Raw genomic sequence first — 24851 nt, 5'->3', positions numbered from 1 at the left:
CGTTCCGACCGTCAGACCTGGCGGGCCTCGTGGGCCGCCCCCACCGAGCGCTCCTTCATCGCCTCGTGGACGTCCTGCAGGCTTGCCGGGTCATCGATGGTCGAGGGCACGCCGTACTCCTTCCCATCGGCGATGTTGCGCAGCAGCTTGCGCAGGATCTTGCCGGAGCGGGTCTTGGGCAGCCGGTCGACCACCAGCACCTGCTTGAAGCAGGCGATGGGGCCGATCTTCTCGCGTACCAGGGCGATCAGCGCTTCCTCCAGGGCCACCTCGTCACCGTCGAAACCATCCTTGGGGATCACCAGCCCCACCGGGATCTGCCCCTTGAGGGCATCATGGATGCCGATCACCGCGCACTCGGCGACCGCCGGGTGCGCGCCGACCACCTCCTCCATCTCGCCGGTGGAGAGGCGATGGCCGGCAATATTGATGACGTCATCGGTGCGCCCCATGATGAAGAGATAGCCGTCCTCGTCGAAGTAGCCGCCATCACCGGTGAGGTAGTAGCCCGGGAAGGCCGCCATGTAGGCGCTGTGGAAGCGCTGCGGGTCGCGCCATACCCCCACCAGGCAGCCCGGAGGCAAGGGTTGCTTGATCACCACGCTGCCCTGCTCCAAGGCCGCGGCCTGCTCGCCCTCGCGGTCGAGGATCTGCACGTCGAAGCCGGGTACCGGCACCGTGGCCGAACCGGCCTTGGTGGGCATGGGTTCGAGGCCGTGCAGATTGGCGGCGATGGGCCAGCCGGTCTCGGTCTGCCACCAGTGGTCGATCACCGGCACGTCGAGCAGGTCGTCGAGCCAGTGGAAGGTCGGCGGGTCGAGCCGCTCACCGGCGAGGAACAGCGCCTCGAGGCAGGAGATATCGTGCTGCGCTAGCCGCTTGCCGTCCGGGTCCTCCTTCTTGATGGCGCGGAAGGCGGTCGGCGCGGTGAAGAAGCTCTTCACCCGATACTCGCTGATCAAGCGCCAGAAGGCGCCGGCATCCGGGGTCTTCACCGGCTTGCCCTCGTAGACCACGGTGGTACAGCCGCGCAGCAACGGGGCATAGACGATGTAGGAGTGCCCGACCACCCAGCCCACGTCGGAGGCCGAGAAGAACACCTCCCCCGGGGCCATGTCGTAGATGGTCTCCATGGAGTAGTGCAGCGCCACCGCGTAGCCCGCGGTGTCGCGCACCACCCCCTTGGGTTTGCCGGTGGTGCCCGAGGTGTAGAGCACGTAGAGCGGGTCACCTCCCTTCACCGGCACACAGTCGGCCGGCGTGGCGGCGGCCACCAGTGCCTCCCAGTCATGATCACGCCCGGTCAGCTCGGCAGTCAGCTCTTCGCGCTGCAGTACCACGCAGGCCTCCGGCTTGTGGGCGCTCTGCTCGATGGCGGTGTCGATGATCGGCTTGTAGGGAATGACCCGGTCGACCTCGACGCCGCAGGAGGCGGCCACCACCACCCGGGGCTCGGCATCCTCGATGCGCACCGCCAGCTCGTGGGGGGCGAAGCCGCCGAACACCACCGAATGCACCGCACCGAGACGGGCACAGGCATACATCGCCACCAGGGCCTCGGGCACCATGGGCATGTAGATCACCACCCGGTCGCCCTTCTCCACACCGAGCCCCTTGAGCGCTCCGGCGAAGCGGGCCACCTGGTCGCGCATCTCGGCATAGGTGATCACCCGCTTGCCGGCGGTGACCGGCGAATCCCAGAAGATCGCCGGCTGGTCACCACGGCCCTGCTCCACATGGTGGTCCAGGGCCGCGTGGCAAATATTGATCTCGCCATCGACGAACCAGCGGGCATGTCCTGCCTCGTCGTACTCGAGGATGGTCGTGGGCGGCGTGAACCAGGGAAGCCGGCGAGCCTGTTCGGCCCAGAAGGCTTCGGGCTGCTCGATGGAGCGGTGGAATTCGCGATGATAGGTGCTCATGTGCGTCCTGTCTGCAATCGGATGACGGCGGGAATTGTTGACACTCTAGAGGAGTTTTTCGCTGACGCCCTCATACCATCGGCTAATCTGCGACAAAAGATGAAGATCTTCGCCCTTTATTGTCGACAACGAGTCAGGGGAAAGCACAAACTGTCGGCGTTGGCCATTGAACCATCGTGAAAACGGGGCCCTGCTCCGGCTTGCTGTGAGCTATGCTTGAGCAATGATTAAAATAGGAAATGCCTGGTTGCCGGGAAAGACCAGGGCGGAGTCAGTCAGGGAGGGCCGGGCAAACGTCAGCAACGCCTCAACTGCCGGCGACGGCCGGGTTGCAGGGCATAGAGCCGGGGCCACAGGGCCTGTCAACGCAGGGGGGATCACCATGAGCACCTCTAACAGCGTCGCCTCTCGCCTGCTCGATGGAGGAGATCCGGTCATCGACCAGGCAACCACACTGCTCAAGGCCATGGCCAATGACAATCGCTTGCGGATCCTGTGCCTGCTCGACGGCAATGAATTGTCGGTGACGGAGCTCAACCAACGGCTCAGCCTGAGCCAGTCGGCCCTCTCTCAGCACCTGGCGATCCTGCGCCGCGAGGGCCTGGTCAGCACCCGACGCGCCTCCCAGACCATCTACTACTCGCTGCACGGCGAGAGTGCCCGCACCGTGATCGAGGCACTCGGGCGGCTGGGCTTCGACACGACGCCATGAGGGGGCCCGTCAGCGCTTCTGCCAGCGACCGGCTTCCAGCACCTCGAGGCCGCGCTCGACCGCCCGCTCCACGCCGCGAGAGACCGCCAGGCCGAGGCGCTCGCTCAGCTTGCGCTTCGGCTCCAGTTTCAGGCTGATCACCCGGGCATCCTTCATCCGCTCGGCCAGATAGGCCTCGCTGGTGCCCAAGGCGTCGACCAGCCCCTGCTCGAGCGCCTCACTGCCATACCACACCTCGCCGGTGGCCACCGCCTCGATATCGAGATGCCGGCGGCGCTCGGCCACATGGCGCTTGAACAGGGAATGAATGGTCTCCAGGTCCTCGCGAAACTTCGCGCGCCCCTCCTCGGTATTCTCGCCGAAGACCGTCAGGGTGCGCTTGTAGCGTCCGGCGGTGAGCAGTTCCACGTCGATGTCGTGACGCTTGAGCAGGCGGTGGACATTGGGCAACTGGGCGACCACACCGATGGAGCCGAGCACCGCGAAGGGTGCCGCCCGCAGCTGATCGGCGGCGCAGGCCATCAGGTATCCGCCGCTGGCGGCCACCTTGTCGACGCAGACGGTGGTCCGCAACTTCGCCGCGCGCAGGCGGTCGAGCTCGGCGGCGGCCAGGCCATAGGCATGCACCAACCCCCCGGCCGACTCCAGGCGTATCACCACCTCGTCACCCTCCCCGGCGGTATCGAGCAGCGCCGAGACTTCCTCGCCGAGGCGCCCGGTCGCACTGGCCCGGATGTCACCATGAAAATCGAGTACCCACACCGTCTGCCGCGGCTCCCCTCGCCCCTTGCGACCACGCCGGCTGCGGAACTTGTCATCCCGGCGAAAGCCCTTGAGCAGGCGCTTGCGTTCGCCGGGCTCGCTGGCGGCCATGGCCAGGCGGCGGCGTCGGTATTCGCGGTTCGCGTTGAGTTCCTCGATGCGCAGCCGGGTGCGTTCACCCACTTCGCCACGGGCCTTCACGGCCACGGCCACCACCAGGCCGCCAATCACCACCAGGCTCAGCACCTGGGCCAGGAACATGCCGAAATCCGTCAACCACTCGTTCACCGGGCTCTCCTCGCGTCGCGGTTCTCGTCGTCTCCCAGCCAAGCATGAAGCGGGAACGGGAGCAATACTTGATTGAAACGATCGTTTTAAATATCCTCGGGCATCTCGACGACGGCGCCCGCGCCCTTCCCCCGATCCACGGCCCTACCGACCAAGGACCCGACATGACCCCTTCCACCCTCGACAAGCTGCAGACTCGTTTCGACCCCCAGGCCGCCAGCGGCATGGACGAGGTCTTCCAGTTCCACTTCAGCGATGCCGGCAGCCACTACCTGGTGGTGAAGGATGGCAGCCTCGCCGTCGAGGAGGGCGAGCACGACGCCCCTTCCGTGACCCTGAGCATGAGCACCGATACCCTCAAGGGGGTCATGAACGGCGAAATCAACGGCATGACCGCCTTCATGACCGGCAAGCTGAAGGCCACAGGGAACGTCATGCTGGCGACCCGGCTGGGCAGCCTCTTTCCCGCCGACTGAGCACCCCGCCGCACGGGCGGCCCATCGTCATGGCGCCACCCGTACCTCATTGAGGTGCGTCTCGATCAGCGCCCGCGAGATCGAGTAGAGCGGCGGCAACTGCGGGAGACGCCGCGGGCTGAACCAGGCCGCATCGGAGATCTCGACCCCGTCGATGCGGATGCGACGGCTCGCCGCCTCGGCAAAATAGCCCAGCATCAGCGCGTGGGGAAAGGGCCAGGCCTGGCTCTTGAAGTAGCGCACCCGCCCCACCGTCAGCCCCACCTCCTCGAAGATCTCGCGCCGCACCGCCTCCTCGGCGGACTCCCCCGGCTCGATGAAGCCGGCCAGGGTCGAGTATCGCCCGGGTGCAAACCGCGGGCTGCGGGCCAGTAGCAGCGATTCGCCGTGGGTGACCAGGGTGATGATGCAAGGCGAGATGCGCGGGTAGTTGCGGTGGCCACAGCGTTCGCAGTGCATGGCGAACTCGGCGTCCAGCCGGGCGGCAGGAGCTCCGCAGCGACCGCAGAAGCGGTGATCGCGCAACCAGGCCCCCACCTGCAGGGCCGTGGAGAGCAGGGCGAACCAGGATTCCGGCAGTCGGCCGAGCCAGTCACGCCCGTCGGGCCATGCCGGGTCCGCCCTGTCCTCGAGGCTGAGCGCGACCGGGGCGTCGTGCCAGTAGCAGAGCGGCTGCATCTCGGGGGTCCAGGGGCACGGTGGCTGCAGGATGCCCCCGTCCGGTGCCGGGGCGATGCGCCCCTCGGCGAGACGGATGACATGGCCGCTGCCGACGCCGGCAGGGAGGTCGCGACGCAGCATCAGCTCGCGTCCTCACCCTCGGCGAGCCGGTCCCAGCGGCACTCGCCGGCGGCCTCGCGGATACGCGCCAGCTTGGCCTGATGAGCCGCCAGCTCGGGTTCGCTCGGACGCAGCACCCGCAGCCGACCCGGCTCCAGGGCGAGGCGCCGGATGACCAGGCCCGTGCTGCCATTCGTCGTTCCCTCACCGCTGGCGGAGGCATCGAGCGAAAGCGCCGTCTGGCCACCGGTCATCGCCAGATAGACATCCGCGAGGATCTCGGCATCGAGCAGGGCGCCGTGGAGCACCCGGTGACCGTTGTCGATCTCGTAGCGCTTGCACAGCGCATCGAGGTTATTGCGCTGGCCGGGGTGCTTGTCCCGGGCCATCTGCAGGGTGTCGAGGATCCGGCAATGCTCGGCGACCGGACCCAGCCGCGGCTCGCCGCGCCGGCGGTTGAGCATCTCGAACTCGTGATCCATGAAGCCCACGTCGAAGGGGGCGTTGTGGATCACCAGTTCCGCCCCCTTGATGAAGGCCCAGAAATCGTCGGCGATCGCGGCGAAGATCGGCTCGTCGGCGACCCGCTCGTTGGTGATGCCGTGCACCGCCACGGCCTCGGCCTCGATCTCCCGCTCGGGGTTGATGTACTGGTGATAGCTGTTGCCGGTGAGGCGGCGGTTGACCATCTCGACCGCCCCTATCTCGACCAGCCGGTGACCGTCACGCGGGTCGATGCCGGTGGTCTCGGTATCCAGGATGATCTGGCGCATGGTGGGGTCTCGTCAGCTCGGCTTGCAAGGGTGTGAAAGGTGGTTCAGGCGCGCGCCCGGTGCCGGTCGATGGCCTCGTTGGCCAGGGCATCGGCGCGCTCGTTGCCCGGGTGGCCGCTGTGGCCCTTGACCCAGTGCCACTCGATCCGGTGGCGGTGGGTCTCCTCATGGAGCTCACGCCACAGCTCGGCATTCTTTACCGGCGTGCGGCTGGCGGTCTTCCAGCCGCGCTTGATCCAGCCGTGGATCCACTCGGTGATGCCGCGGCGCAGGTACTCGGAGTCGGTCCACAGCGCCACCTCGCAGGGACGCTTGAGCTCGCGCAGGGCCATGATCGCCGCCATCAGCTCCATGCGATTGTTGGTGGTGGTGGCCTCGAAGCCGTTGAGCACCTTCTCGTGGCTCCCGCTCACCAGCAGTGCGCCCCAGCCACCGGGACCCGGGTTGCCGCGGCAGGCACCGTCGGTATAGATGGTAACCCGTGGAAGTGCCTCGGTCTGGCGTGTTTCAGTCACCCTCGGTCATCCTTTCCTTTTGCTGCTCGAGCCGCGTGGCGCCGCCCAGTGCCGAACCGCCCAGCGGCCGGGCGAAGGTCAGGCGGGAGCCTTGGGCCTGGGCCAGGTGCGGCTTGCGGCGTGCGTGAATCATGTAACTGTCGCCCAATGGCAGGTTGTGACGCCGCCCGAGGGTCTCCAGCATGGCGTTGCTCGGCAGGCTGCCGGGCAGATGAAAGCCACAGTAGTCTACCCGCTCGATCTCGAAGTCGACAAATGTCAGCCAGTCCTTGAGTCGCCCCGGCGTGCGCCAGTGACCTCGCCAGGGCAACCGGCGCCGCTGCCCCGGCCAGACCCGGGATAGACCGGCCGGGCCGAGCGGTGCCCAGCCAAAGATGATCAATCGGCCGTCATCGGCGGTGACCCGGGCCGCCTCCTGCAGCATGTGATGGGGGTCGGGCAGCACCTCCAGCAGATGGTGGATCACCACCAGGCTGAGGCTGTCGTCGCGCAGCGGCAGGGCATCGGGCGGACAGACGAGGGTCGCCGCCTGCTCGGCCAGCTCCCGGGTCGGTGCCCAGCGCATGGCGTGTCGCACCGGACACATGTCGGCCAGGGCACTGGCCATGCCCAGCTCCAGACTATGCGCGCCGAACAGCCGCTCGCACACCGGCCCCAGGCAGGCGCGCTCGGCCTGCCAGACGGCCTGCCCGGCCGGGCTCACCCAATAGCGGCGGCCATCCCGTACCAGCCGGGCCAGGTCGGTAGCGGGTGACGAAGTTGACATGGTGTGCGCTTCCCTCCAAGATGCGTGGCTTTGCAACCCGTTCCGATTCACGGCAGCGTCTGACCATGACGAGAGCCGGCGAGGTTCTTGTGCGTCGCCCGGCGGGCGGCAGACCTGGTCGGCAGCGGTGAGTCATGTCCAGATCAGGACTCCATGCCCATGCTGAGCGTGACACCGATCCCCGCCTTTAGCGACAACTATATCTGGCTGTTGCGCCAGGATTCGACCCCGGAAGTCTGCGTGGTCGACCCGGGTGATGCGGCGCCCGTCATCGACCTGCTCGAGCGCGAGGGGCGGACTCTCTCCACGGTGCTGATCACCCATCACCACCATGATCATACCGGAGGTCTGCCCGAGCTGATCGAGCGCTATTCCCCCCGGGTGATCGGCCCGGACAACCCGAGCCTTGCCGGCATCGACGAGACCGTGGGCGACGGCGACGAGATCCGGGTCATGGGGCGGCTACTCGAGGTGCATGCCGTGCCCGGCCATACCCTGGATCATATCGCCTACTTCACCGCGGGGATTCCGCCACTGCTGTTCTGCGGCGACACCCTCTTCAGCGCCGGCTGCGGTCGGCTGTTCGAGGGCACGCCCGACCAGATGCATGCGTCGCTGGCACGCCTCGCCACCCTGCCCGACGACACCCTGGTGTTCGCCGCCCACGAGTACACCCTGGCCAACCTGAACTTCGCCCGGGCCGCCGATCCGGAGAACCCGGACGTGGAGCAGGCCGTGGAGGAGTGCCGCCGGGCCAGGGAGCTCGACCGCCCGACCCTGCCCAGCTCCCTGGGCCGGGAGAAACGCATCAATCCTTTCCTGCGCTGTGATGCCGACAGCGTTCGCCGAGCCGCCTCGGCCCATGGCGACACCGACACCAGCGAGGCGACCTTCGCCACCCTGCGTGCCTGGAAAGACCACTTCTGAACGACACGACACGCTACGGACGCCTGCCGAGGGCCCGGCCAACCGCCGGGCCCTCCTGCGACCAGGAGGCCACGGATAGATGACCTACCACACCACGCGCCGACGACTTCTCGGTTTGACCAGCACCCTTGCCCTGCTCGGCTCGCTGATAGCGGCCGGCACCGCCTCTCAGGCCTCGGCCCTCCCGGCTGCCAGTGGCGGGGGAAACGGCGGCTTCGTCGCCGGCGCGCCTTTCTGGGAGGCCCTGGCCCTCGAGCCGCGGGATGCCTGGAGCCGTCTGCGCGACAGCTTCCAGTGGCAGGACGAGCGCTACAACGAGCGGGTCCGGCACTGGATCGACCACTACCGTGCCAACCCCCGGAACATCATCGAGATCACCGAGCGCGCCCGCCCCTGGCTGGCCTGGATCACCGAGCAGATCGAGTCCCGCGGCCTGCCCGGCGAGATCGCCCTGATTCCCTTCGTCGAGAGCTCCTTCGACCCCCTGGCACGCAGCCATCGCGGCGCGGCCGGTCTCTGGCAGTTCATGCCCGGCACCGCCGACGCCCTGGGCCTGCGCCGCAACGGCACCTATGACGGCCGACTCGACGTGGTCAGCTCGACCAAGGCGGCACTGGACTACATCGAACTCCAGGCCGAGCAGTGGTACGACGGCGACATCGAGCTCTCGCTGGCCGCCTACAACGCCGGCGCCGGCACCGTGAACCGGGCCCGCAACGCCGCCCTCTCCCGTGGCGAGCGCGGTGACTACTGGAGCCTGCGGCTGCCCCGCGAGACCATGAACTACCTGCCCAAGCTCAAGGCCATCGCTGCGATCATCAACGATCCTGACGAGTACCAGGTCGCCCTTCCCGACATCGAGGACGCCCCGGCCTTCGCCAAAATTCCGCTGACCCGCTCGATGGACCTGACCGAAGCCGCTCGCCTCGCCGGCGTGAGCCGCGACGAATTGGCCGAGCTCAACCCGGGACTGATCAACGGCAGCGCCAATCCCCGCCATGCGCGGGTGCTGCTGGTCCCTGCCGATCGCGAGGAGGCAATGATCGCCCGGCTGGAGCGCCCTGCCGCGGCCCCCGACCCGAGCGGCCAGCCCGTCGGCGACGACCGCTACGTGGTGCGCAGCGGCGACAATCTCTCGGTCATCGCCTCGCGTCATGGACTCAGCGTCGGCGAGATCCGTCAGCACAACGGCCTGAACGGTGACGTCATTCACGCCGGCCAGGTGCTCGAGATGCCACAGCGCAGCCTGGCCGCCCGCTGAGCCGGCCAGGGGGGAATCTTCGCTGATCACGGAGGTTTACAAGATAACGGTAGCCTGACACCTTATTGATGAACCTGCCCCGGCCATCCGGGGAGTGGACCCGACCAAGGATGTCATCGATGTCGACCGTCGTACGCTGTCTCCTGCTCAGCGCCCTGGCCAGCGGCTGGCTGATAAGTTCGGCGGCGCTGGCTGCCGACGCCGAGGAAGTCCCCACCGTCCACGGCCTGGCGCTCTACGACGAGCCGGCCCTCGCCCCGGGCTTCGAGCACTTTCCCTACGTCGAACCCGATGCGCCCAAGGGCGGCACCATGACCCGTGCCGCCGTCGGCAGCAGTTTCGACTCCACCAATCCCTTCATCATCCGCGGCACGCCGGCCATCGGCCTGTCCCAGATCTACGACACCCTGCTCGAGGGCAATCCCGACGAGCCCTTCAGCGCCTATGGCCTGCTCGCCGAGGGCATCCGCCTCGACCCGGAGCGTCACTGGATCGAGTTCGACCTGCGCCCCGAGGCCCGCTTCCACGATGGCGAACCGGTGACCGCCGACGACGTGGCGTTCAGCTTCGAGCTGCTGACCGAACAGGGCAATCCCTTCTACGGCGCCTACTATGCCGCTGTCGAGAGCGTCGTGGCGCTCGACGCCCATACCGTTCGCTTCGAGTTCGCCAACAATCACTCCCGCGAACTGCCGCTGATCGTCGGTCAGCTGCCCGTCCTGCCACGCCACTATTGGCAGGAGCGCGACTTCACCGCCCCGACGCTGGACCGCCACCCTGGCTCCGGCCCCTACCGCATCGCCGAGGTGGAACCCGGGAGACGCATCGTCTACCAGCGGGTCGAGGACTACTGGGGGCGGGACCTGGCAGTCAATCGTGGCCGCCACAACATCGACCGGCTGGTCTACGACTACTACCGCGACCGCGACATCGCCTGGGAAGCCTTCAAGGCCGGCGTGATGGATTACCGCACCGATGCCCGGGCCGCCACCTGGGCCATCGGCTACGACTTCCCCGCCTACCACGACGGCCTGGTCGAGCGCATCACCGTACCCGACGGCCAACCCGCCCCCATGCAGGCCTTCGTCTTCAACCTGCGCCGCGACAAGTTCCAGGATCCGCGGGTCCGCGAGGCGCTCTCCCTGACCTTCGACTTTCCCTGGCTGAACGCCAACCTCTTCTACGACACCTACCGGCGTACCGAGAGCTTCTTCCAGAACTCCGAGATGGCCGCCCGGGGGCTGCCCAGCGAGGCGGAGCTCGAACTGCTCGAGCCCCACCGCGAGGCGCTGCCCGAGCGGGTCTTCGAGGCCGAGGTACCCATCGACCACCCGCAGGACCTGCGTGAGCGACTGCGCCTGGCGCTGGAGCTGCTGCGCGAGGCCGGCTACGAGGTCGAGGATGGCGTGCTGGTGCACACCGACACCGGCCGTCCGCTCTCCCTCGAGGTCCTGCTGTTCGATACCGGCATGGAGCGGGTGGTCCAGCCGATGCTGCGCAACATGGCGCGCCTCGGCGTGCAGGGCAGCATCCGCATCGTCGACATCAACCAGTACCTCAACCGTCTGCGCAGCTTCGACTTCGACATGGTCATCGGTCAGTTCCCGCAATCCAACAACCCCGGCAACGAGCAACGCGAGTTCTGGACCAGCGACTTCGCCGAGAGTCCCCAGAGCCGCAACCTCATGGGGCTCGCCAACCCGGTGGTCGACGACCTGGTCGAACGACTGATTCGCGCCGACAGCCGCGAGGAGCTCAATACCATCACCCGCGCCCTGGATCGCGTGCTGCTGTGGGGCTTCTACCTGATTCCCCAGTATCATTCCGGGGAGACCCGCATCGCGGTATGGGACAAGTTCGCCTGGCCCGAACCCTTTCCCGAGTACGGCATGGACCTCGCCGCCTGGTGGGTCGATGCCGAGCGCGAGGCCGAACTCAACCGTCGGCTACGCGGTCGCTGACACCACCCTTGCCGACAAGGACGCCCCGTGACCCGCTATATCCTGCGCCGTCTGCTGTTGATGATTCCCACCCTGCTGGGGATCATGCTGCTCAACTTCATCATCGTGCAGGCCGCCCCCGGCGGCCCCATCGACCAGATGCTGGCCCGCTTCGAAGGCATCGACAGCATGGTCAGCACGCGGCTGGATGCCGGTGGCGGCGATGTCGTGGTGCGCGACGAATCCCGGGGTTCCCGCGGCATCGACCCGCGCTTCATCGAGCAGCTCGAGCAGCAGTTCGGCTTCGACCAGCCGGCCCACCTGCGTTTCGCCGGCATGATCCGCGACTACGTCACCTTCGATTTCGGCAACAGCTTCTTCCGCGACCGCCCCGTGGTCGAGCTGATGATCGAACGGCTCCCCGTGTCGATCTCGCTGGGCCTCTGGACCACCCTGCTGGTCTACCTGATCTCGATTCCGCTGGGCATCCGCAAGGCGCTGCGCCACGGCTCGCGCTTCGATGTCTGGACCTCGGGGCTGGTGATCGTCGGCTACGCGATCCCCGGCTTCCTGTTCGCGATCCTGCTCATCGTGCTGTTCGCCGGCGGCAGCTACTGGGACCTCTTCCCGCTGCGCGGACTGACCTCGCCGGACTTCGCCGAGCTCTCGGCCTGGGGCAAGGTCAAGGACTACTTCTGGCACATCACCCTGCCGGTGGTGGCCATGACCATCGGCAGCTTCGCCACCCTGACCATGCTGACCAAGAACAGCTTCCTCGACGAGATCCACAAGCAGTACGTGCTCACCGCCCGCGCCAAGGGCGCGAGCGACCGCCAGACCCTCTACGGCCACGTGTTCCGCAACGCCATGCTGATCATCATCGCCGGCCTGCCCGGGGCGCTGGTGACCATCTTCTTCACCGGGTCGCTGCTGATCGAGGTCATCTTCTCGCTGGAAGGGCTGGGGCTGCTCGGCTTCGAGGCGGTGATGCAACGCGACTACCCGGTGATCTTCGGCACGCTGTTCCTCTACACCCTGATCGGCCTGCTCCTGAAGCTGATCTCCGACCTCACCTATGTGTGGGTGGATCCTCGTATCGATTTCGAGACCCGGGAGTCCTGAGACGATGACCTTCGCGTTTTCCTCCAAGCTCTCCCCCATCGCCCGGCGGCGGCTGTCGGTGTTCCGCCACAACCGGCGCGCCTGGGTGTCGCTGTGGATCTTCCTGGCGCTGTTCGGCCTGAGCCTCGCCGCCGAGCTGATCGCCAACGACAAGCCGCTCGTCATGAAGATCGACGGCCAGTGGTATACGCCCTTGCTGGTCGACTACCCGGAAACCGAGTTCGGCGGTTTCCTGCCCACCCGCACCGACTACCACGACCCCTTCATCCAGGCGCGGATCGACGAACACGGCTGGGCCCTGTGGCCGCCGATCCCGTTCTCCTACCAGACCCTGGACATGCAGATGATGCAGCCCTCTCCGGCGCCCCCCGACGGCCGCCACTGGCTGGGTACCGACGACCAGGGCCGCGACGTTCTGGCCCGCGTCATCTACGGCTTCCGACTGTCGGTGGCCTTCGCCCTGGTGCTCACCGCCGGCTCCCTGGTGATGGGCGTGGCCATCGGCGGCGTTCAGGGCTACTTCGGCGGCAAGACCGACCTGATCGGCCAGCGCCTCACCGAGATCTGGTCGGGGCTGCCGGTGCTCTTCCTGCTGATCATCCTGGCGAGTTTCGTGCAGCCCGGCTTCTGGTGGTTGCTGGGGATCATGCTGCTGTTCTCCTGGCTGGGGCTGGTCGATGTGGTGCGCGCCGAGTTCCTGCGCGCACGCAACCTGGAGTACGTGCGCGCCGCCAAGGCCATGGGGCTGACCCCGCGGCTGATCATGTGGCGCCACGTCTTGCCCAACGCCATGGTCGCCACCCTCACCTTCATCCCCTTTCTCTTCACCGGGGCGATCACCACCCTCACGGCACTCGACTTCCTCGGCTTCGGCCTGCCGCCGGGGTCGCCGTCGCTGGGCGAACTGGTCGCCCAGGGCAAGAACAACCTCCATGCCCCCTGGCTCGGCATCACCGCCTTCGTCAGCCTGTCGCTGATGCTCTCGCTGCTGGTATTCATCGGCGAGGGACTGCGCGACGCCTTCGATCCGCGCCATATCCAGTACGCCGCCCCCAGCGCCCCGACGCCAAGGACTCCGCCCCATGCCTGACACCCTGCTGCGCCTCGACGAACTGAGCATCGCCTTCGACGACGCCATGGTGGTCGATCGCCTCTCGCTGGAGGTACGCCGCGGCGAGACCCTGGCCCTGGTGGGCGAGTCCGGCTCCGGCAAGTCGGTCAGCGCCCTCGGGGCGATGAACCTGCTGCCGGCCAACGCCCGGGTCGAGGGCGGCCGCTGGCTGGGGACGACCGACCTGACGCGCCTCAAGCGACGCGACTGGCAGTCGCTGCGGGGCGCCCGGGTCGGCTTCGTCTTCCAGGAGCCGATGACCTCGCTCAACCCCCTGCACACCGTGGCCAAGCAGATCGGCGAGACACTGCGGCTGCACCAGGGATTGACCGGCAGGGCCGCCCGCGCCCGGGCCAGGGAACTGCTTACCCAGGTCAAGCTGCCGCGCCCCGACGAGCTGCTCGACGCCTGGCCCCACCAGCTCTCCGGCGGCCAGCGCCAGCGGGTGATGATCGCCATGGCCATCGCCAACGACCCGGAGCTGCTGATCGCCGATGAGCCCACCACGGCGCTCGACGTCACCGTGCAGCAGGAGATCCTCGCCCTGCTCGCCGAACTGCGCGACCGTCACGGCATGGGCATGCTGTTCATCACCCACGACCTCAACCTGGTACGGCGCCATGCCGACCGGGTCTGCGTGCTCTACGAGGGACGGGAGCAGGAGACCGGGCCGGTCGAGGAGGTGTTCCGCACGCCGGGCAGCGATTACACCCGCCTCCTGCTCGATGCCGAGCCGCGGGGGCGCCCGGTCGCGCTGGCCACGCGCCAGCCACTGCTCGAGGCCAGTCGCCTGAGCGTCGCCTTCCAGCGGCCCAGGCGGCTCTTCGCTTGCCGACCGGCGCCCTTCGTCGCCGTGCAGCCCCTGTCGCTCACCCTGGCCCGCGGCGAGACCCTGGGCATCGTCGGCGAATCCGGCTCCGGCAAGACCACCCTCGCCCTCGCCCTGCTGCGGCTGGCCACGAGCGAGGGCGAGATCCGCTTCGGCGAGGCCCGTCTCGACCGGCTCACCGGCAACGACCTGCGACAACAGCGCCGGCGTCTCCAGGTGGTCTTCCAGGACCCCTACGGCTCGTTGTCGCCACGCCTGCCGGTCTCCGAGATCATCAGCGAGGGACTGCGCTTCCACTACCCGGAGCTCGACGAGGCCGAGGTGACACGCCGTGTCCAGGTCTCACTGAAGGAGGTCGGGCTACCGCTGGACTGCGCCTCGCGCTATCCCCACGAATTCTCCGGTGGCCAGCGCCAGCGCATCGCGGTCGCCCGCGCCATCATCCTCGAGCCCGAGGTGGTGGTGCTCGACGAGCCCACCTCGGCGCTGGATCGCACCGTACAGAAGCAACTCGTCGAGCTGCTGCGCGACCTCCAGCAGCGGCGCGGCCTGAGTTACCTGTTCATCAGCCATGACCTGGCCGTGATCCGGGCGATGGCGCATCGCGTGATGGTGCTCAAGGAGGGCGAGGTCGTGGAGCAGGGAGATTGCCTGGAGGTCCTCGGACAGCCCAGGACCGACTACACCCGGGCGCTGGTCGAGGCCGCCGGGCTCGCCGCTTTCGTTGCCTCATCGCCCGCCACCTGAGGAGCTGGTCCCGATGCGTCCGACCCTCATCCCCCTGATCTGGGCCCTGCTGCTTTCGTTGCTGGCCAGCCCCTCGCTGCAGGCGGATTCGTCGACGCTGCCCCTCGACACGGATTGGCAATACCGCTGGGGCGACTCCCCCTTCGATGGCGCCGGCACGCCCCTCTGGACGCGTCAGGAAGCCCCCGCCGAGTGGCATCCCATTGCCTTCCCCTCCAACCCCCCGGGGCGCGAGGGACGGCACCATGCCTGGTTCCGCATCCCGCTTCCCGACGGCGACTGGCGCGATCCGGTGCTCTATATCTACAGCGTCGACCTGATCGTGCAGGCCTACCTGGGCTCGGAGCTCATCTACCAGTACGGCCACTTCGACGAGCGAGGTGAAGGACGTTTCGAAGGCTGGCCCTGGCACATGATCGAACTGCCGGAGGCGTTCGCCGGCCAGCGTCTCCACTTCCGCGTCTTCTCCGACTACACCGATATCGGGCTATGGGGCGAGGTCAAGCTGATGGAGCGCCCCGACCTCATCCTCTACATCCTGGGGCAATCCGCCCAGGCCCTGGTGGTCAGCGGCTTCTCGCTGCTGATCGCCCTGCTCGCCTTCATCCTCGCCGTGCTCCAGGCCAACCGGCGCAGCTTCGCCGGCATCGGCCTCTTCTCGCTGGCCTCGGGGATGATGATCCTCGCCGAGAGCCAGGCCAGCCAGTTGCTGCTCGAGGCCCCGATGCTGTGGGACACCCTCGCCGCCGGCGCCTACTTCATGCTGCCGGTGGCCATGGCGCTGCTGCTGGAACACTGGTTCGCTCGCCCGCGGCTGATGCGGCGCCTGTGGCAGGGGCACCTGCTCTATGCCGTGGTCGCCCTGGGGCTGTCGCTGGCTGGCGTTCTCGATCTCTCCAGCACCTACCCGCCCTTCGATGCCCTGCTGCTGGTCAGCCTGACGATCATGTTCGGCGCCATCGTCATCCAGTGGGGCGCCCTGGTGTCGGAGCAGAAGGTGATCATCGCCGCCTACGCCCTCTTCGGGCTGCTGCTGGTCGCCGACATGGCGGTGGCCCATGGCCTGCTGCCCTGGCAACGGGTCCCCGTCAGCCTCGGCGCCCTGGCCTTCTCGCTCGCCCTGGTGGCGATCTCGGTGGCCGACTACGCTCGCACCCAGCGCGAGATCCGGCGCCTCAACCGCGACCTGCAGCAGGAGGTCGCCGCCCGGACCCGTGAGCTGGAAGCCATGGTGGAGAGGCTCAGGGAGTTCTCGTACCAGGACCCGCTCACCGGCCTGAAGAACCGGCGTCACTTCGACGAGATCCTCACCCACGAGGCGGCCGCCGCACGCCGCCACGGCACCCCGCTGGCGCTGGTGATGGTCGACATCGATCACTTCAAGCGCTTCAACGACCACCATGGCCATGAGGCGGGGGATGCGGTGCTGGCCGCCGTGGGCGAGCTGCTGCGGGAGCACTTCCGCGACGCCGATGTGGTCTGCCGCCTGGGGGGCGAGGAGTTCGTGGTGATCATGCCCGGCGCCACCGCGGCCAGGGCCGAGGCGCGCATTCGGGGACTGTTGCACGGCATCCGCGAGTGCCGCTTCCGGCACCGCAGTATCGAGCTCGACGGCATCACCCTCTCGTGCGGCATCGCCGCCTGGCCCGAGCATGCCGAGGACCCACTGGCGCTGACCCGGCTGGCCGACGAGGCGCTCTATCGCGCCAAGCACCGCGGGCGTGACCGCAGCGAGACCTACGCGGTGTCGTGAACACCGGCTCAGAACTGGGCCACTTCCGCCTCGGTGAGTTCACGCCACTCCCCGGGCGCCAGTCGCTCATCGAGCACCAGCGGGCCGATCGACTCCCGGTGCAGGGCCTCCACATGATGGCCGATGGCGGCAAACATGCGCTTCACCTGGTGGTACTTGCCCTCGTGGAGGGTCAGCTCGGCCTCGGTGGCGGAGCGCATGACCAGCTCGGCGGGACGCGTGGTCTTCTCCTCGCCCTCGAGCTCGATCCCTTCGGCGAAGCGCGTCACCGCGTGGGCCAGGGCATCGCCGACCAGGGGTTCGGCCAGGCTCACCCGGTAGACCTTGGCGCAGCGGCGACGCGGCGAGGTGACCCGATGGGACCACTGGCCGTCGTCGGTGAGCAGCACCAGGCCGGTGGTGTCCACATCCAGGCGCCCCACCGTCTGCAGCCGCTCGACATGGGGCAGGTCGATCAGCTCCCTGACCAGCGGATAGAGCCCCCGGCGAGCACTGCACTCGACTCCCGACGGCTTGTTGAGCATCACGTAGCGCAGCCCCACCAGCGCCAGGCGCTCGCCGTTCCAGGTCACCACACTCCGTTCGTCGACCTGGGTCGCGGGGTTCTTGACCACCTCGCCATCCACGCGGACCTCCTCGCGATGCATCGCCTTCTTGGCCAGGCTGCGGGTCAGCGCGGTGGTCTCGGTAAGAAATCGGTCCAGCCGCATCAGAAGCCGACTCCGTCGGCGAGGCCGAAGTGGTCGGCGTCGCGCCAGGCGGGGAACTTCTCGCGGAAGGCGTCGAGCTCGCCCCGGTCGAGGCTCGCGGTCCGCACGAAGGGCGTGTCCCTCGGCTCGTCGATCACCGCCTCGCCCTTGAAGTCGACCAGCATGGAGTCGCCGGCATAGGCGAGCGCCTTGGCATCCTCGCCGACCCGGTTGACGCCGATCACCGGGCAGAGGTTCTCGATGGCCCGCGCCTGCAGCAGGATGCGCCAGGGGTGACGCCGCGGTGCCGGCCAGTTGGCCACGCAGAGCAGCAGGTCATACTCGAAATGCTCGCCGGGCGCCGGCTGCTGGCGCAGCCAGACCGGGAAGCGCAGGTCGTAGCAAACGCTGAGCAGGACGCGAAAGCCCTTGAGCTCGACGATCACCCGTTCGTGACCCATGGCGTAGCGCTCGTGCTCGCCGGCCATGCGGAACAGATGGCGCTTGTCGTAATGCACCAGGCTGCCATCGGGCCGTGCCCAGATCAGCCGGTTGAAGTAGTCGCCGTTCTCCACCACGGCGACGCTACCGGTGACCACGCAGCCACGCTCGCATGCCTGGTCCTTCAACCAGGCCACGGTAGCGCTCTCCTCCATGGGCTCGGCCATCTCCCGGGAGTTCATGGTGAAGCCGGTGGCGAACATCTCCGGCAGCACGATCAGGTCGGTGTCGTCGCCCCCCAGCTCGCCCAGGGTTTCTTCCAGCATCCGGCAGTTGGCGTCGGGATCTTCCCAGCGCAGATCGCACTGCACCAGGGTGGTTCTCAATTCGCTCATGCAGGGGACTCCCGTCCAGGTGAAGTGGCATGGCATCAGCGTAACCCAGCGTCGGCCCGGCGTCAGCCGGCATGGTAGCCAGGCCAATAGCCTGCTAAGTTAGCGCTTTTCTGCCGTCGAGGCCTGCATGACCACCACCACCGCTCCCGCCCAGGAAACCGGCAAGGGGGTTGCCTTCGGGCTGACCGCCTACGTCCTGTGGGGCTGCTTCCCGCTGTTCTTCGCGCTGTTCGAGGGCGTGCCGGCATTCGAGGTCCTGATCCATCGGGTGATCTGGTCCTGCGTCTTCCTGGTCGGGCTGGTCACCCTGCTCGGCCGCTGGTCCCCCATCCGCCAGGCGCTGCGCAAGCCGCATCGGCTGGGTCGGGTGCTGGGCGGTGCCCTGCTGATCGCGCTGAACTGGGGGCTCTACATCTACGCCGTGGAGACCCGCCAGGTGTTCCAGGCGAGCCTCGGCTACTTCATGACCCCGCTGGTCAACGTCGCCCTCGGCATGCTGGTGCTGCGCGAGGTCATGCACCGGCTGCAGGCCGTGGCCGTGGGGCTCGCCGCCCTGGCCATCGTCATCCAGCTGGTACTGCTCGGCGAGCTGCCCTGGATCAGCCTGGCCCTGGCGCTCTCCTTCGGCACCTATGGCCTGCTGCGCAAGCAGGTGCCGCTGGATGGCCTCTCGGGGCTGTTCGTCGAGACCCTGCTGCTGCTGCCGCTGGGGCTCCTGGCCCTGACCTGGCTCGACCGGACCGGCCTCTCCCATTTCCTCGGGGCCACGGACGTCACCCTGCTGCTGGTCGCCAGCGGCGTGGTCACCGCCCTGCCGCTGCTGGCCTTCGCCGGTGCGGCGCGCCGGCTGCGCCTGGCCACCCTGGGCTTTTTGATGTACCTCAACCCCAGCATCCAGTTCTTCATCGCCCTGCTGGTGTTCCGCGAGCCACTCTCGCCGGTCCAGCTCGGCACCTTCCTGCTGATCTGGGTCGGGCTGGCCCTCTACTCCTGGTCGGCCTGGCGCTCCGGCTGATAGCCGATTCGGAAGCCCCCCCAGTGACGGCCATTGACGAACACCGGCACCGAGAGGTCGTGCATGATCTCGCCGGTATCGCGCTTGTAGGTCTGCAGCAGCAGGGTGTCCTGATGCGCCCCGCAACGCCGTCCGGTGGGGTCGTCGAAGATACGCTTGCTGCGGCTGAACTGCAGGTCGTGCTCGGGGTCGCCGGTCGGCGGCTGGCTGACCTTCAGGTTGTGGGTCGGCACGTAGCCGTTGCGATCGCAGCTGATGGCGTAGGCGAGGCTGAGACGCTCCAGCAGGGGCTCCTGGATGGCCGGCAGGTGCTGGTCGGTGAAGGCGTCGAAGCCGGTACGGTACTTGGGGGGCTGGGTGTCCGGCAAGGGATCGTAGCGGGGCTCGAACAGTGCGGCCAGGGTCAGCTCACCACGCTCGACGGCCTTCTCCAGCAAGCGGCCGAGCTGGTCGGCGGCCTCCCGCGCCGCCCGGAACACCTGCTGGTGGCGTCCCTCGAGCCGCTGCTGGGCCAGGGAGGCATCCACGGCCTCGGCCGCCGCCATCAGGGCGCGCGCCTGGCTGGCCAGGTCGTGCATGTCGCGATTGCCCTCGTCGACCTCGCGCTCGAGCGACGACAGGGTCCCGGCGACGCGACGGCTGTGGCGGCGGGTGTCTTCCATCGCCTCGGCGATGCCGGCGATCTCGCCCTCGACGCGATCGAAGTCCCCGGTCATCGCCGTGAGCTGCTCGCCCACCTGCTGCATCTCGGTGGCACGATCGCCCACTCGGCCCATCAGGTGGCCGATGGTATCCACCACCTGGTGGCTGCTGTCGCCGATGTCCCCCACCAGCGACTCCACGCTGCGCGTCGCCTCGGCGGTCCGCCGTGCCAGCTCGCGCACCTCGCCGGCGACCACGGCGAAGCCCCGCCCATGCTCGCCGGCACGCGCCGCCTCGATGGAGGCGTTCAACGACAGCAGGTTGGTCTGCTCGGCGATCTCCTCGATCAGCGAGGTCACGCTGCGCACGCTGTCGGCCTTCTGCTCCAGCGCCGCGAGCAGCCCCAGGGCCTCACGCGAGCGTTCTGCCAGGGCCTGCATGTCCACCACCACCCGGTCGAGGGCCTCGCGGCTCTCGTGGCTGGAGGCCCGGGAGCGGCTGGCCACCGAGGCCAGTTCGGCGGTGCCACTGGCGACCTGCTCGATGGCGCTGGTGATGGCGCTCATGCTCGAGGAGGCCTCGCGCACCACCCCCTCCTGACGCGCCAGGCGCTGGTCCATGCGATCGGCGTGGTGCGACACCTCGGCCGAGGCGATGGCCGTACTGCCGGCCCGCTCCACCAGGTCGTGGGCCATGCGGCGCAGCGACAGATAGTCGCGCACCGGCGGCAGCCAGCCGCGCAGCCCGCCCTGTTTCAGGGCATCGGCACCGGCGGCATGCACGGCCGACATGCCCGTGATGAACAGCAGCCCACCGGACAACCAGGCAAACCCCAGGGCGAGATAGAACGGCCAGTCGGCGCTCAGGAAGAACAGCGGCAGGAGAGCCGCTGCGGCCGTCACCAGGGCGGCCAAAGACATCAGGATACGCATCGCGGTCAAGACTCGATCAGAGTGGGATGATTCGTTATTGGAACGCTCTTCGAGGATGAAGCATAACGCCTTGACGCGCGGGGCTATCCTGCACTTTGGCCTGACACACCAAGGTCGCACTCAAGCTATCTCCCGATCGGCCGATATTGGCGCTCCCTGCCCGGGCAAGGGCAACCAAGACTCAACCCGGCCCCCAAAATCGTTTAGTCTGGTAGCCTTTCAGCGGCCCGCGTGGCCGGGTGTTCCTTCGACGACGACGAGACCGGATGCTCAAGCGCTATCTGCCGATCCTCACCTGGCTGCCCCATTACAACCGCCGGCTATGCGGTGCCGACCTGCTCGCCGGCATCATCGTCACCATCATGGTGATTCCCCAGTCGCTGGCCTACGCCATCCTCGCCGGCCTGCCCGCGGTGGTAGGCCTCTATGCCAGCATCCTGCCGCTGCTCGCCTACACCCTGCTCGGCACCAGCAGCACCCTGGCGGTGGGGCCGGTGGCGATCATCGCCCTGATGACCGGCGCCGCCCTGGCCGGGGTCGCCACCCCGGGCAGCCCGGAGTACCTCCAGGCCGCCCTGGTCCTCTCGCTGCTCTCGGGCGGCATGCTCACCCTCATGGGGCTGATGAGGATGGGCTTCTTCACCAACTTCCTGAGCCACCCGGTGATCGCCGGCTTCCTCTCCGCCTCGGGCATCCTGATCGCCGCCAGCCAGGCGGCCCACCTGCTCGGCATCGAGGCCAACGGCTATACCGTGGCCAAGCTCGGGCTGAGCCTGGCCGGCAACCTCGCCGGCACCCACTGGCCGACGCTCGCCATCGCTGCCGGCAGCCTGGCCTTCCTGGTGGCGGTGCGCCATGCAGGCAAGACGGTGCTGCAACGCCTGGGGCTGCCCGAGGGCATCGCCGCCCTGCTTGCCAAGGCCGGCCCGGTCCTCGCCGTGGTGGTCACCACCCTGCTCACCTGGCAGCTCGACCTGGCGAGCAAGGGCGTGGCGGTGGTCGGCGACATCCCGCGGGGCCTGCCGCCGCTGACCCTGCCGGGCTTCGATCTCTCGCTGTGGCGCACCCTGCTGGTGCCGGCGCTGCTGATCAGCCTGGTGGGCTTCGTGGAGTCGGTCTCCATGGCGCAGATGCTCGCCGCCAAGCGGCGCCAGCGCATCTCGCCCAACCAGGAGCTGATCGGCCTGGGCGGCGCCAACCTCGCCGCCGCCTTCACCGCCGGCATGCCGGTCACCGGCGGGCTGTCGCGTACCGTGATCAACTTCGAGGCCGGCGCCCAGACGCCCATGGCCGGCTTCTTCGCGGCCCTCGGCATCGGCCTGGTGACCCTGGCCCTGACCCCGCTGCTCCATCACCTGCCCATCGCCACCCTGGCCGCCACCATCACGGTGGCGATCCTCACCCTGGTCGACATCCCCATGATCCGCCAGACCTGGCGCTACTCGAAGAGCGACTTCTCGGCCATGGCGGCGACCATCCTGCTGACCCTGGTGGAAGGCGTGGAGGCCGGGATCGTCGCCGGCGTGCTGCTCTCCATCGGGCTCTTCCTCTACCGCACCAGCCGACCCCACAGCGCCCTGGTCGGCCGCATCCCGGGTACCGAGCACTTCCGCAACATCGAGCGCCACGACACCGAGACGGCCAGCCATGTCGCGCTGCTGCGCATCGACGAGAGCCTCTACTTCGCCAACGCCCGCTACCTCGAGGACACCGTCTATGCCCTGGTGGCGAGCCGGCCGGAGCTGGAACACGTGGTGCTGATCTGCTCGGCGGTCAACCTCATCGACGCCTCGGCACTGGAGAGCCTGGACGCCATCAACGCCCGCCTCAAGGACTCCGGGGTCACCCTGCACCTGGCCGAGGTCAAGGGGCCGGTGATGGACCAGCTGAAGAACAGCGACTTCCTCGACGACCTCACCGGGCGGGTCTTCCTCAGCACCTATGCCGCCTGGTGCGAGCTGCGCCGGCAGGAGGAGTGAAAACGGCCGCGGAGCGTCTCCACCTTAGAGCCGCGCCTGCTCCTTCACCTTGTCGACGATATGCGCGCCGATGGGGATCGCCGACGTGGCCGCCGGCGACGGGGCGTTGCAGACATTGACGGTGCGCCGGGTGTTGACGAACAGGAAGTCGTCGATGAGCTTGCCGCCGCGGGATACCGCCTGGGCGCGCACCCCGGCCGGCCAGGGCTCGAGATCCTCGAGGGTCAGGCTCGGGCAATACTTGCGCACCTGCTCCAGATAGCTCCGCTTGAACAGCGAATTCTTCATTTCCGACAGGCCCGGCCTCAGGCTCCGGCCGAGGGCCTTGAGAATGCCCGGGTTGCTGAACATCCGCGCCATGTCGGTCAGCGAGACATCGTTCTTGTGATAGCCCTCGCGCTTGAGCGCCAGCACGGCATTGGGGCCGATGGTCACGCCGCCGTCGATCATGCGGGTCAGGTGCACGCCGAGGAAGGGCATGGCCGGGTCGGGAATCGGGTAGATCAGGTGGTTGACGATGCGATCGAGCTTCGCGGGCAGCCGATAGTACTCGCCCCGGAAGGGACAGATGGTGAAGCCGGGGTTCCGGCCCAGCATGCGGACCACCCGGTCGGCCATCAGGCCGGCGCAGGTGACCAGGTAGCGGGCGCTGAACTCCCCCCGGGAGGTATGCACCACCACCTCGCCGTGGCGCTCGTCCAGGCCGGTGACCCGATGCCCGTAGCGCAACTGCCCGCCGCGGCGCTCGAACTCCTCCGCCATCGCCTCGGTGACCCGGGCGAAGTCAACGATGCCGCTCGACGGCACGAAGATGGCACCCAGCCCGGTGATATGGGGTTCCCGCTCGCGCAGTGCCTCGGCGTCGAGCCATTCGCGCTCCAGGCCGTTGGCGGCGATGCGCTCCCAGAGCGCCTCCATGCGCTGCAACTCGAGGTCGTTGGTAGCCACCAGCAGCTTGCCGCAGATGTCGAGCTCGATGCCGTGGGCCTGGCAGAACTCGCGAGTGGTACGGTTGCCCTCGCGGCAGAAGCGAGCCTTGAGGCTGCCCGGCCTGTAGTAGACCCCGGCATGGATCACGCCGCTGTTGTGACCGGACTGGTGGCGCGCCGGCCCCTCCTCCTTCTCCAGCAGCAGCAGGCGGCGCTCGGGGAAGGCCTCGGCGAGTTGCATGGCGGTGGACATGCCGAGGATGCCGCCACCGATGATGATGAAGTCGAACACGGCACACCTCGAGGTTCGGGATCAGGGGATATTGGCAGAATATCCATCATCCCGCCGAGTTTCCATTATCCTGAAGAAGTGGTCACGATTATCGCGAGTACCGACAATCGGGTATCATGGCAGGCGAATCAAGGAATGGCGACATCATGGAGAGCTCCCCCCGACAGAACCTGGGCATCAGCGCCTATCACTGGCTCAAGCGCGACATCATCCGCGGGACCTTCCAGCCCGGCGAGAAGCTGCTGATGAGCCGGCTCAAGGAGCGCTACGACCTGGGCATCGGCCCTCTGCGGGAGGCCCTCTCGCAACTGGTGGCCGAGCGACTGGTGGTCGCCATCAGCCAGCGCGGCTACCGGGTGGCGCCGATGTCCCTGGCCGAGCTGGCCGACCTCTACGATGCCCGTGCGCAGATCGAGGCGATGATGCTGCGCCTGGCCATCGAGCGTGGCGACGACGCCTGGGAGGCCGGCATCCTCGGCCGCGCCCATACGCTGGCCAAGGTGATGGAGGTGAACGGTCCCGACGAGCTGCTGGACATCTGGGATGCCCGCCACAAGGACTTCCACACCGCCATCGTCGGTGGCTGCAACTCCCCCCACCTGCTGCAGGTGCGCGAGACCCTGTTCAACCAGGTCGAGCGCTATCGGCATCTCTGGCTGCGCGAGACGGTTTTCTCCGACGAGGCCCTGGAGCGCAAGCGCCAGGAGCACGCGGCGCTGGTGGAGGTCATCCTGGCCCGCAACGCCGATCGCGCCGCCGAGATGATGCGCGAGCACCTGATGACCCCCGTCCCCATCATCACCGAGGTGATGCACCGCCGCGGCCTGGCCTGAGGCCACCGGTTGACGTCACT

At 67.9% G+C, this 24851-nt stretch carries 22 protein-coding genes; 12 read left to right on the top strand and 10 right to left on the bottom strand.

Annotated elements, in window-relative coordinates:
- Positions 1-11: 11 nt before the first annotated feature.
- Positions 12-1922, bottom strand: a complete 1911-nt coding sequence (locus tag CR157_RS19000) for a propionyl-CoA synthetase (RefSeq protein WP_110285112.1) — start codon at positions 1920-1922, stop codon at positions 12-14.
- 382 nt (positions 1923-2304) lie between these two features.
- Between CR157_RS19000 and CR157_RS18995 the strand changes: the two genes are divergently transcribed.
- The gene (locus CR157_RS18995; RefSeq protein WP_110285111.1) at positions 2305-2634 is read left to right on the top strand and encodes an ArsR/SmtB family transcription factor; all 330 of its coding nucleotides are present in this window, start codon (positions 2305-2307) and stop codon (positions 2632-2634) included.
- A 9-nt stretch (positions 2635-2643) separates the two neighbouring features.
- Here CR157_RS18995 and sohB read toward each other — a convergent pair whose 3' ends face one another.
- Complete coding sequence (sohB, locus tag CR157_RS18990) at positions 2644-3684, bottom strand: protease SohB (RefSeq protein ID WP_110285110.1); 1041 nt, start codon at positions 3682-3684, stop codon at positions 2644-2646.
- Positions 3685-3848: 164 nt separating this feature from the next.
- Here sohB and CR157_RS18985 point away from each other — a divergent pair, with 164 nt between their 5' ends.
- Entirely contained in the window at positions 3849-4160 is a 312-nt protein-coding gene (locus tag CR157_RS18985) for an SCP2 sterol-binding domain-containing protein (protein WP_110285109.1), read from the top strand.
- A 27-nt stretch (positions 4161-4187) separates the two neighbouring features.
- Here CR157_RS18985 and nudC read toward each other — a convergent pair whose 3' ends face one another.
- The 4 genes from nudC to CR157_RS18965 are packed head-to-tail and all read right to left on the bottom strand — an operon-like array spanning position 4188 to position 6994.
- Positions 4188-4961: an NAD(+) diphosphatase gene (gene nudC, locus CR157_RS18980; protein WP_110285108.1), complete on the bottom strand. Its 774-nt coding sequence runs from the start codon at positions 4959-4961 to the stop codon at positions 4188-4190.
- The gene (dnaQ, locus tag CR157_RS18975; protein WP_110285107.1) at positions 4961-5713 is read right to left on the bottom strand and encodes a DNA polymerase III subunit epsilon; all 753 of its coding nucleotides are present in this window, start codon (positions 5711-5713) and stop codon (positions 4961-4963) included. The genes nudC and dnaQ overlap by 1 nt, the downstream gene beginning before the upstream one ends.
- A gap of 44 nt (positions 5714-5757) precedes the next feature.
- Positions 5758-6228 carry a ribonuclease HI gene (gene rnhA / locus CR157_RS18970; protein WP_110285106.1) on the bottom strand — a complete coding sequence of 157 codons (471 nt, stop codon included), beginning with the start codon at positions 6226-6228 and terminating at the stop codon, positions 5758-5760.
- Positions 6221-6994 (bottom strand): class I SAM-dependent methyltransferase, encoded by a 774-nt coding sequence (locus tag CR157_RS18965; RefSeq protein ID WP_110285105.1) that lies wholly within the window; start codon positions 6992-6994, stop codon positions 6221-6223. The genes rnhA and CR157_RS18965 overlap by 8 nt, the downstream gene beginning before the upstream one ends.
- Before the next feature lie 159 nt (positions 6995-7153).
- Here CR157_RS18965 and gloB point away from each other — a divergent pair, with 159 nt between their 5' ends.
- From gloB to CR157_RS18930, 7 genes are all read left to right on the top strand, one after another.
- Entirely contained in the window at positions 7154-7921 is a 768-nt protein-coding gene (gloB, locus tag CR157_RS18960) for a hydroxyacylglutathione hydrolase (protein ID WP_110285104.1), read from the top strand.
- Positions 7922-8000: 79 nt separating this feature from the next.
- A complete protein-coding gene (locus tag CR157_RS18955) occupies positions 8001-9182 on the top strand; it encodes a transglycosylase SLT domain-containing protein (protein WP_110285103.1) in 1182 nt (393 codons plus the stop codon).
- A gap of 119 nt (positions 9183-9301) precedes the next feature.
- Entirely contained in the window at positions 9302-11143 is a 1842-nt protein-coding gene (locus CR157_RS18950; protein WP_110285102.1) for an extracellular solute-binding protein, read from the top strand.
- A gap of 27 nt (positions 11144-11170) precedes the next feature.
- A complete protein-coding gene (locus tag CR157_RS18945; RefSeq protein WP_110285101.1) occupies positions 11171-12244 on the top strand; it encodes a microcin C ABC transporter permease YejB in 1074 nt (357 codons plus the stop codon).
- A 4-nt stretch (positions 12245-12248) separates the two neighbouring features.
- Entirely contained in the window at positions 12249-13334 is a 1086-nt protein-coding gene (locus tag CR157_RS18940; RefSeq protein ID WP_110285100.1) for an ABC transporter permease, read from the top strand.
- Entirely contained in the window at positions 13327-14931 is a 1605-nt protein-coding gene (locus CR157_RS18935; protein WP_110285099.1) for an ABC transporter ATP-binding protein, read from the top strand. The genes CR157_RS18940 and CR157_RS18935 overlap by 8 nt, the downstream gene beginning before the upstream one ends.
- Positions 14932-14944: 13 nt before the next feature.
- Positions 14945-16684 (top strand): GGDEF domain-containing protein, encoded by a 1740-nt coding sequence (locus tag CR157_RS18930; protein ID WP_110285098.1) that lies wholly within the window; start codon positions 14945-14947, stop codon positions 16682-16684.
- An 8-nt stretch (positions 16685-16692) separates the two neighbouring features.
- Here the strand turns inward: CR157_RS18930 and CR157_RS18925 are convergent, their stop codons facing one another.
- Both CR157_RS18925 and CR157_RS18920 read right to left on the bottom strand, forming a co-directional pair.
- A complete protein-coding gene (locus CR157_RS18925; protein WP_110285097.1) occupies positions 16693-17394 on the bottom strand; it encodes a pseudouridine synthase in 702 nt (233 codons plus the stop codon).
- Positions 17394-18209: an amidohydrolase gene (locus tag CR157_RS18920; RefSeq protein WP_110285096.1), complete on the bottom strand. Its 816-nt coding sequence runs from the start codon at positions 18207-18209 to the stop codon at positions 17394-17396. The genes CR157_RS18925 and CR157_RS18920 overlap by 1 nt, the downstream gene beginning before the upstream one ends.
- Before the next feature lie 127 nt (positions 18210-18336).
- On the opposite strand from CR157_RS18920, the gene rarD reads away from it, so the two are divergent.
- Positions 18337-19224 carry an EamA family transporter RarD gene (gene rarD / locus CR157_RS18915; RefSeq protein WP_110285095.1) on the top strand — a complete coding sequence of 296 codons (888 nt, stop codon included), beginning with the start codon at positions 18337-18339 and terminating at the stop codon, positions 19222-19224.
- On the opposite strand, the gene CR157_RS18910 is transcribed toward rarD, so the two are convergent.
- Positions 19194-20798 carry a methyl-accepting chemotaxis protein gene (locus CR157_RS18910; RefSeq protein WP_110285094.1) on the bottom strand — a complete coding sequence of 535 codons (1605 nt, stop codon included), beginning with the start codon at positions 20796-20798 and terminating at the stop codon, positions 19194-19196. The genes rarD and CR157_RS18910 overlap by 31 nt on opposite strands.
- 266 nt (positions 20799-21064) lie before the next feature.
- Here CR157_RS18910 and CR157_RS18905 point away from each other — a divergent pair, with 266 nt between their 5' ends.
- The gene (locus tag CR157_RS18905; protein ID WP_110285093.1) at positions 21065-22777 is read left to right on the top strand and encodes a SulP family inorganic anion transporter; all 1713 of its coding nucleotides are present in this window, start codon (positions 21065-21067) and stop codon (positions 22775-22777) included.
- A 24-nt stretch (positions 22778-22801) separates the two neighbouring features.
- On the opposite strand, the gene lhgO is transcribed toward CR157_RS18905, so the two are convergent.
- Entirely contained in the window at positions 22802-23998 is a 1197-nt protein-coding gene (gene lhgO / locus CR157_RS18900; protein WP_110285092.1) for an L-2-hydroxyglutarate oxidase, read from the bottom strand.
- A 146-nt stretch (positions 23999-24144) separates the two neighbouring features.
- On the opposite strand from lhgO, the gene csiR reads away from it, so the two are divergent.
- Complete coding sequence (gene csiR, locus CR157_RS18895) at positions 24145-24831, top strand: DNA-binding transcriptional regulator CsiR (protein ID WP_110285091.1); 687 nt, start codon at positions 24145-24147, stop codon at positions 24829-24831.
- Positions 24832-24851 lie beyond the last annotated feature (20 nt).

Origin of the sequence: Halomonas sp. LBP4, from assembly GCF_003202205.1 — a bacterium.
Taxonomy (GTDB): Bacteria; Pseudomonadota; Gammaproteobacteria; order Pseudomonadales; family Halomonadaceae; genus Halomonas; species Halomonas flagellata.
Note: the sequence above shows the minus strand (reverse complement) of the source record. Positions and strands in the feature narration are given on the sequence as shown.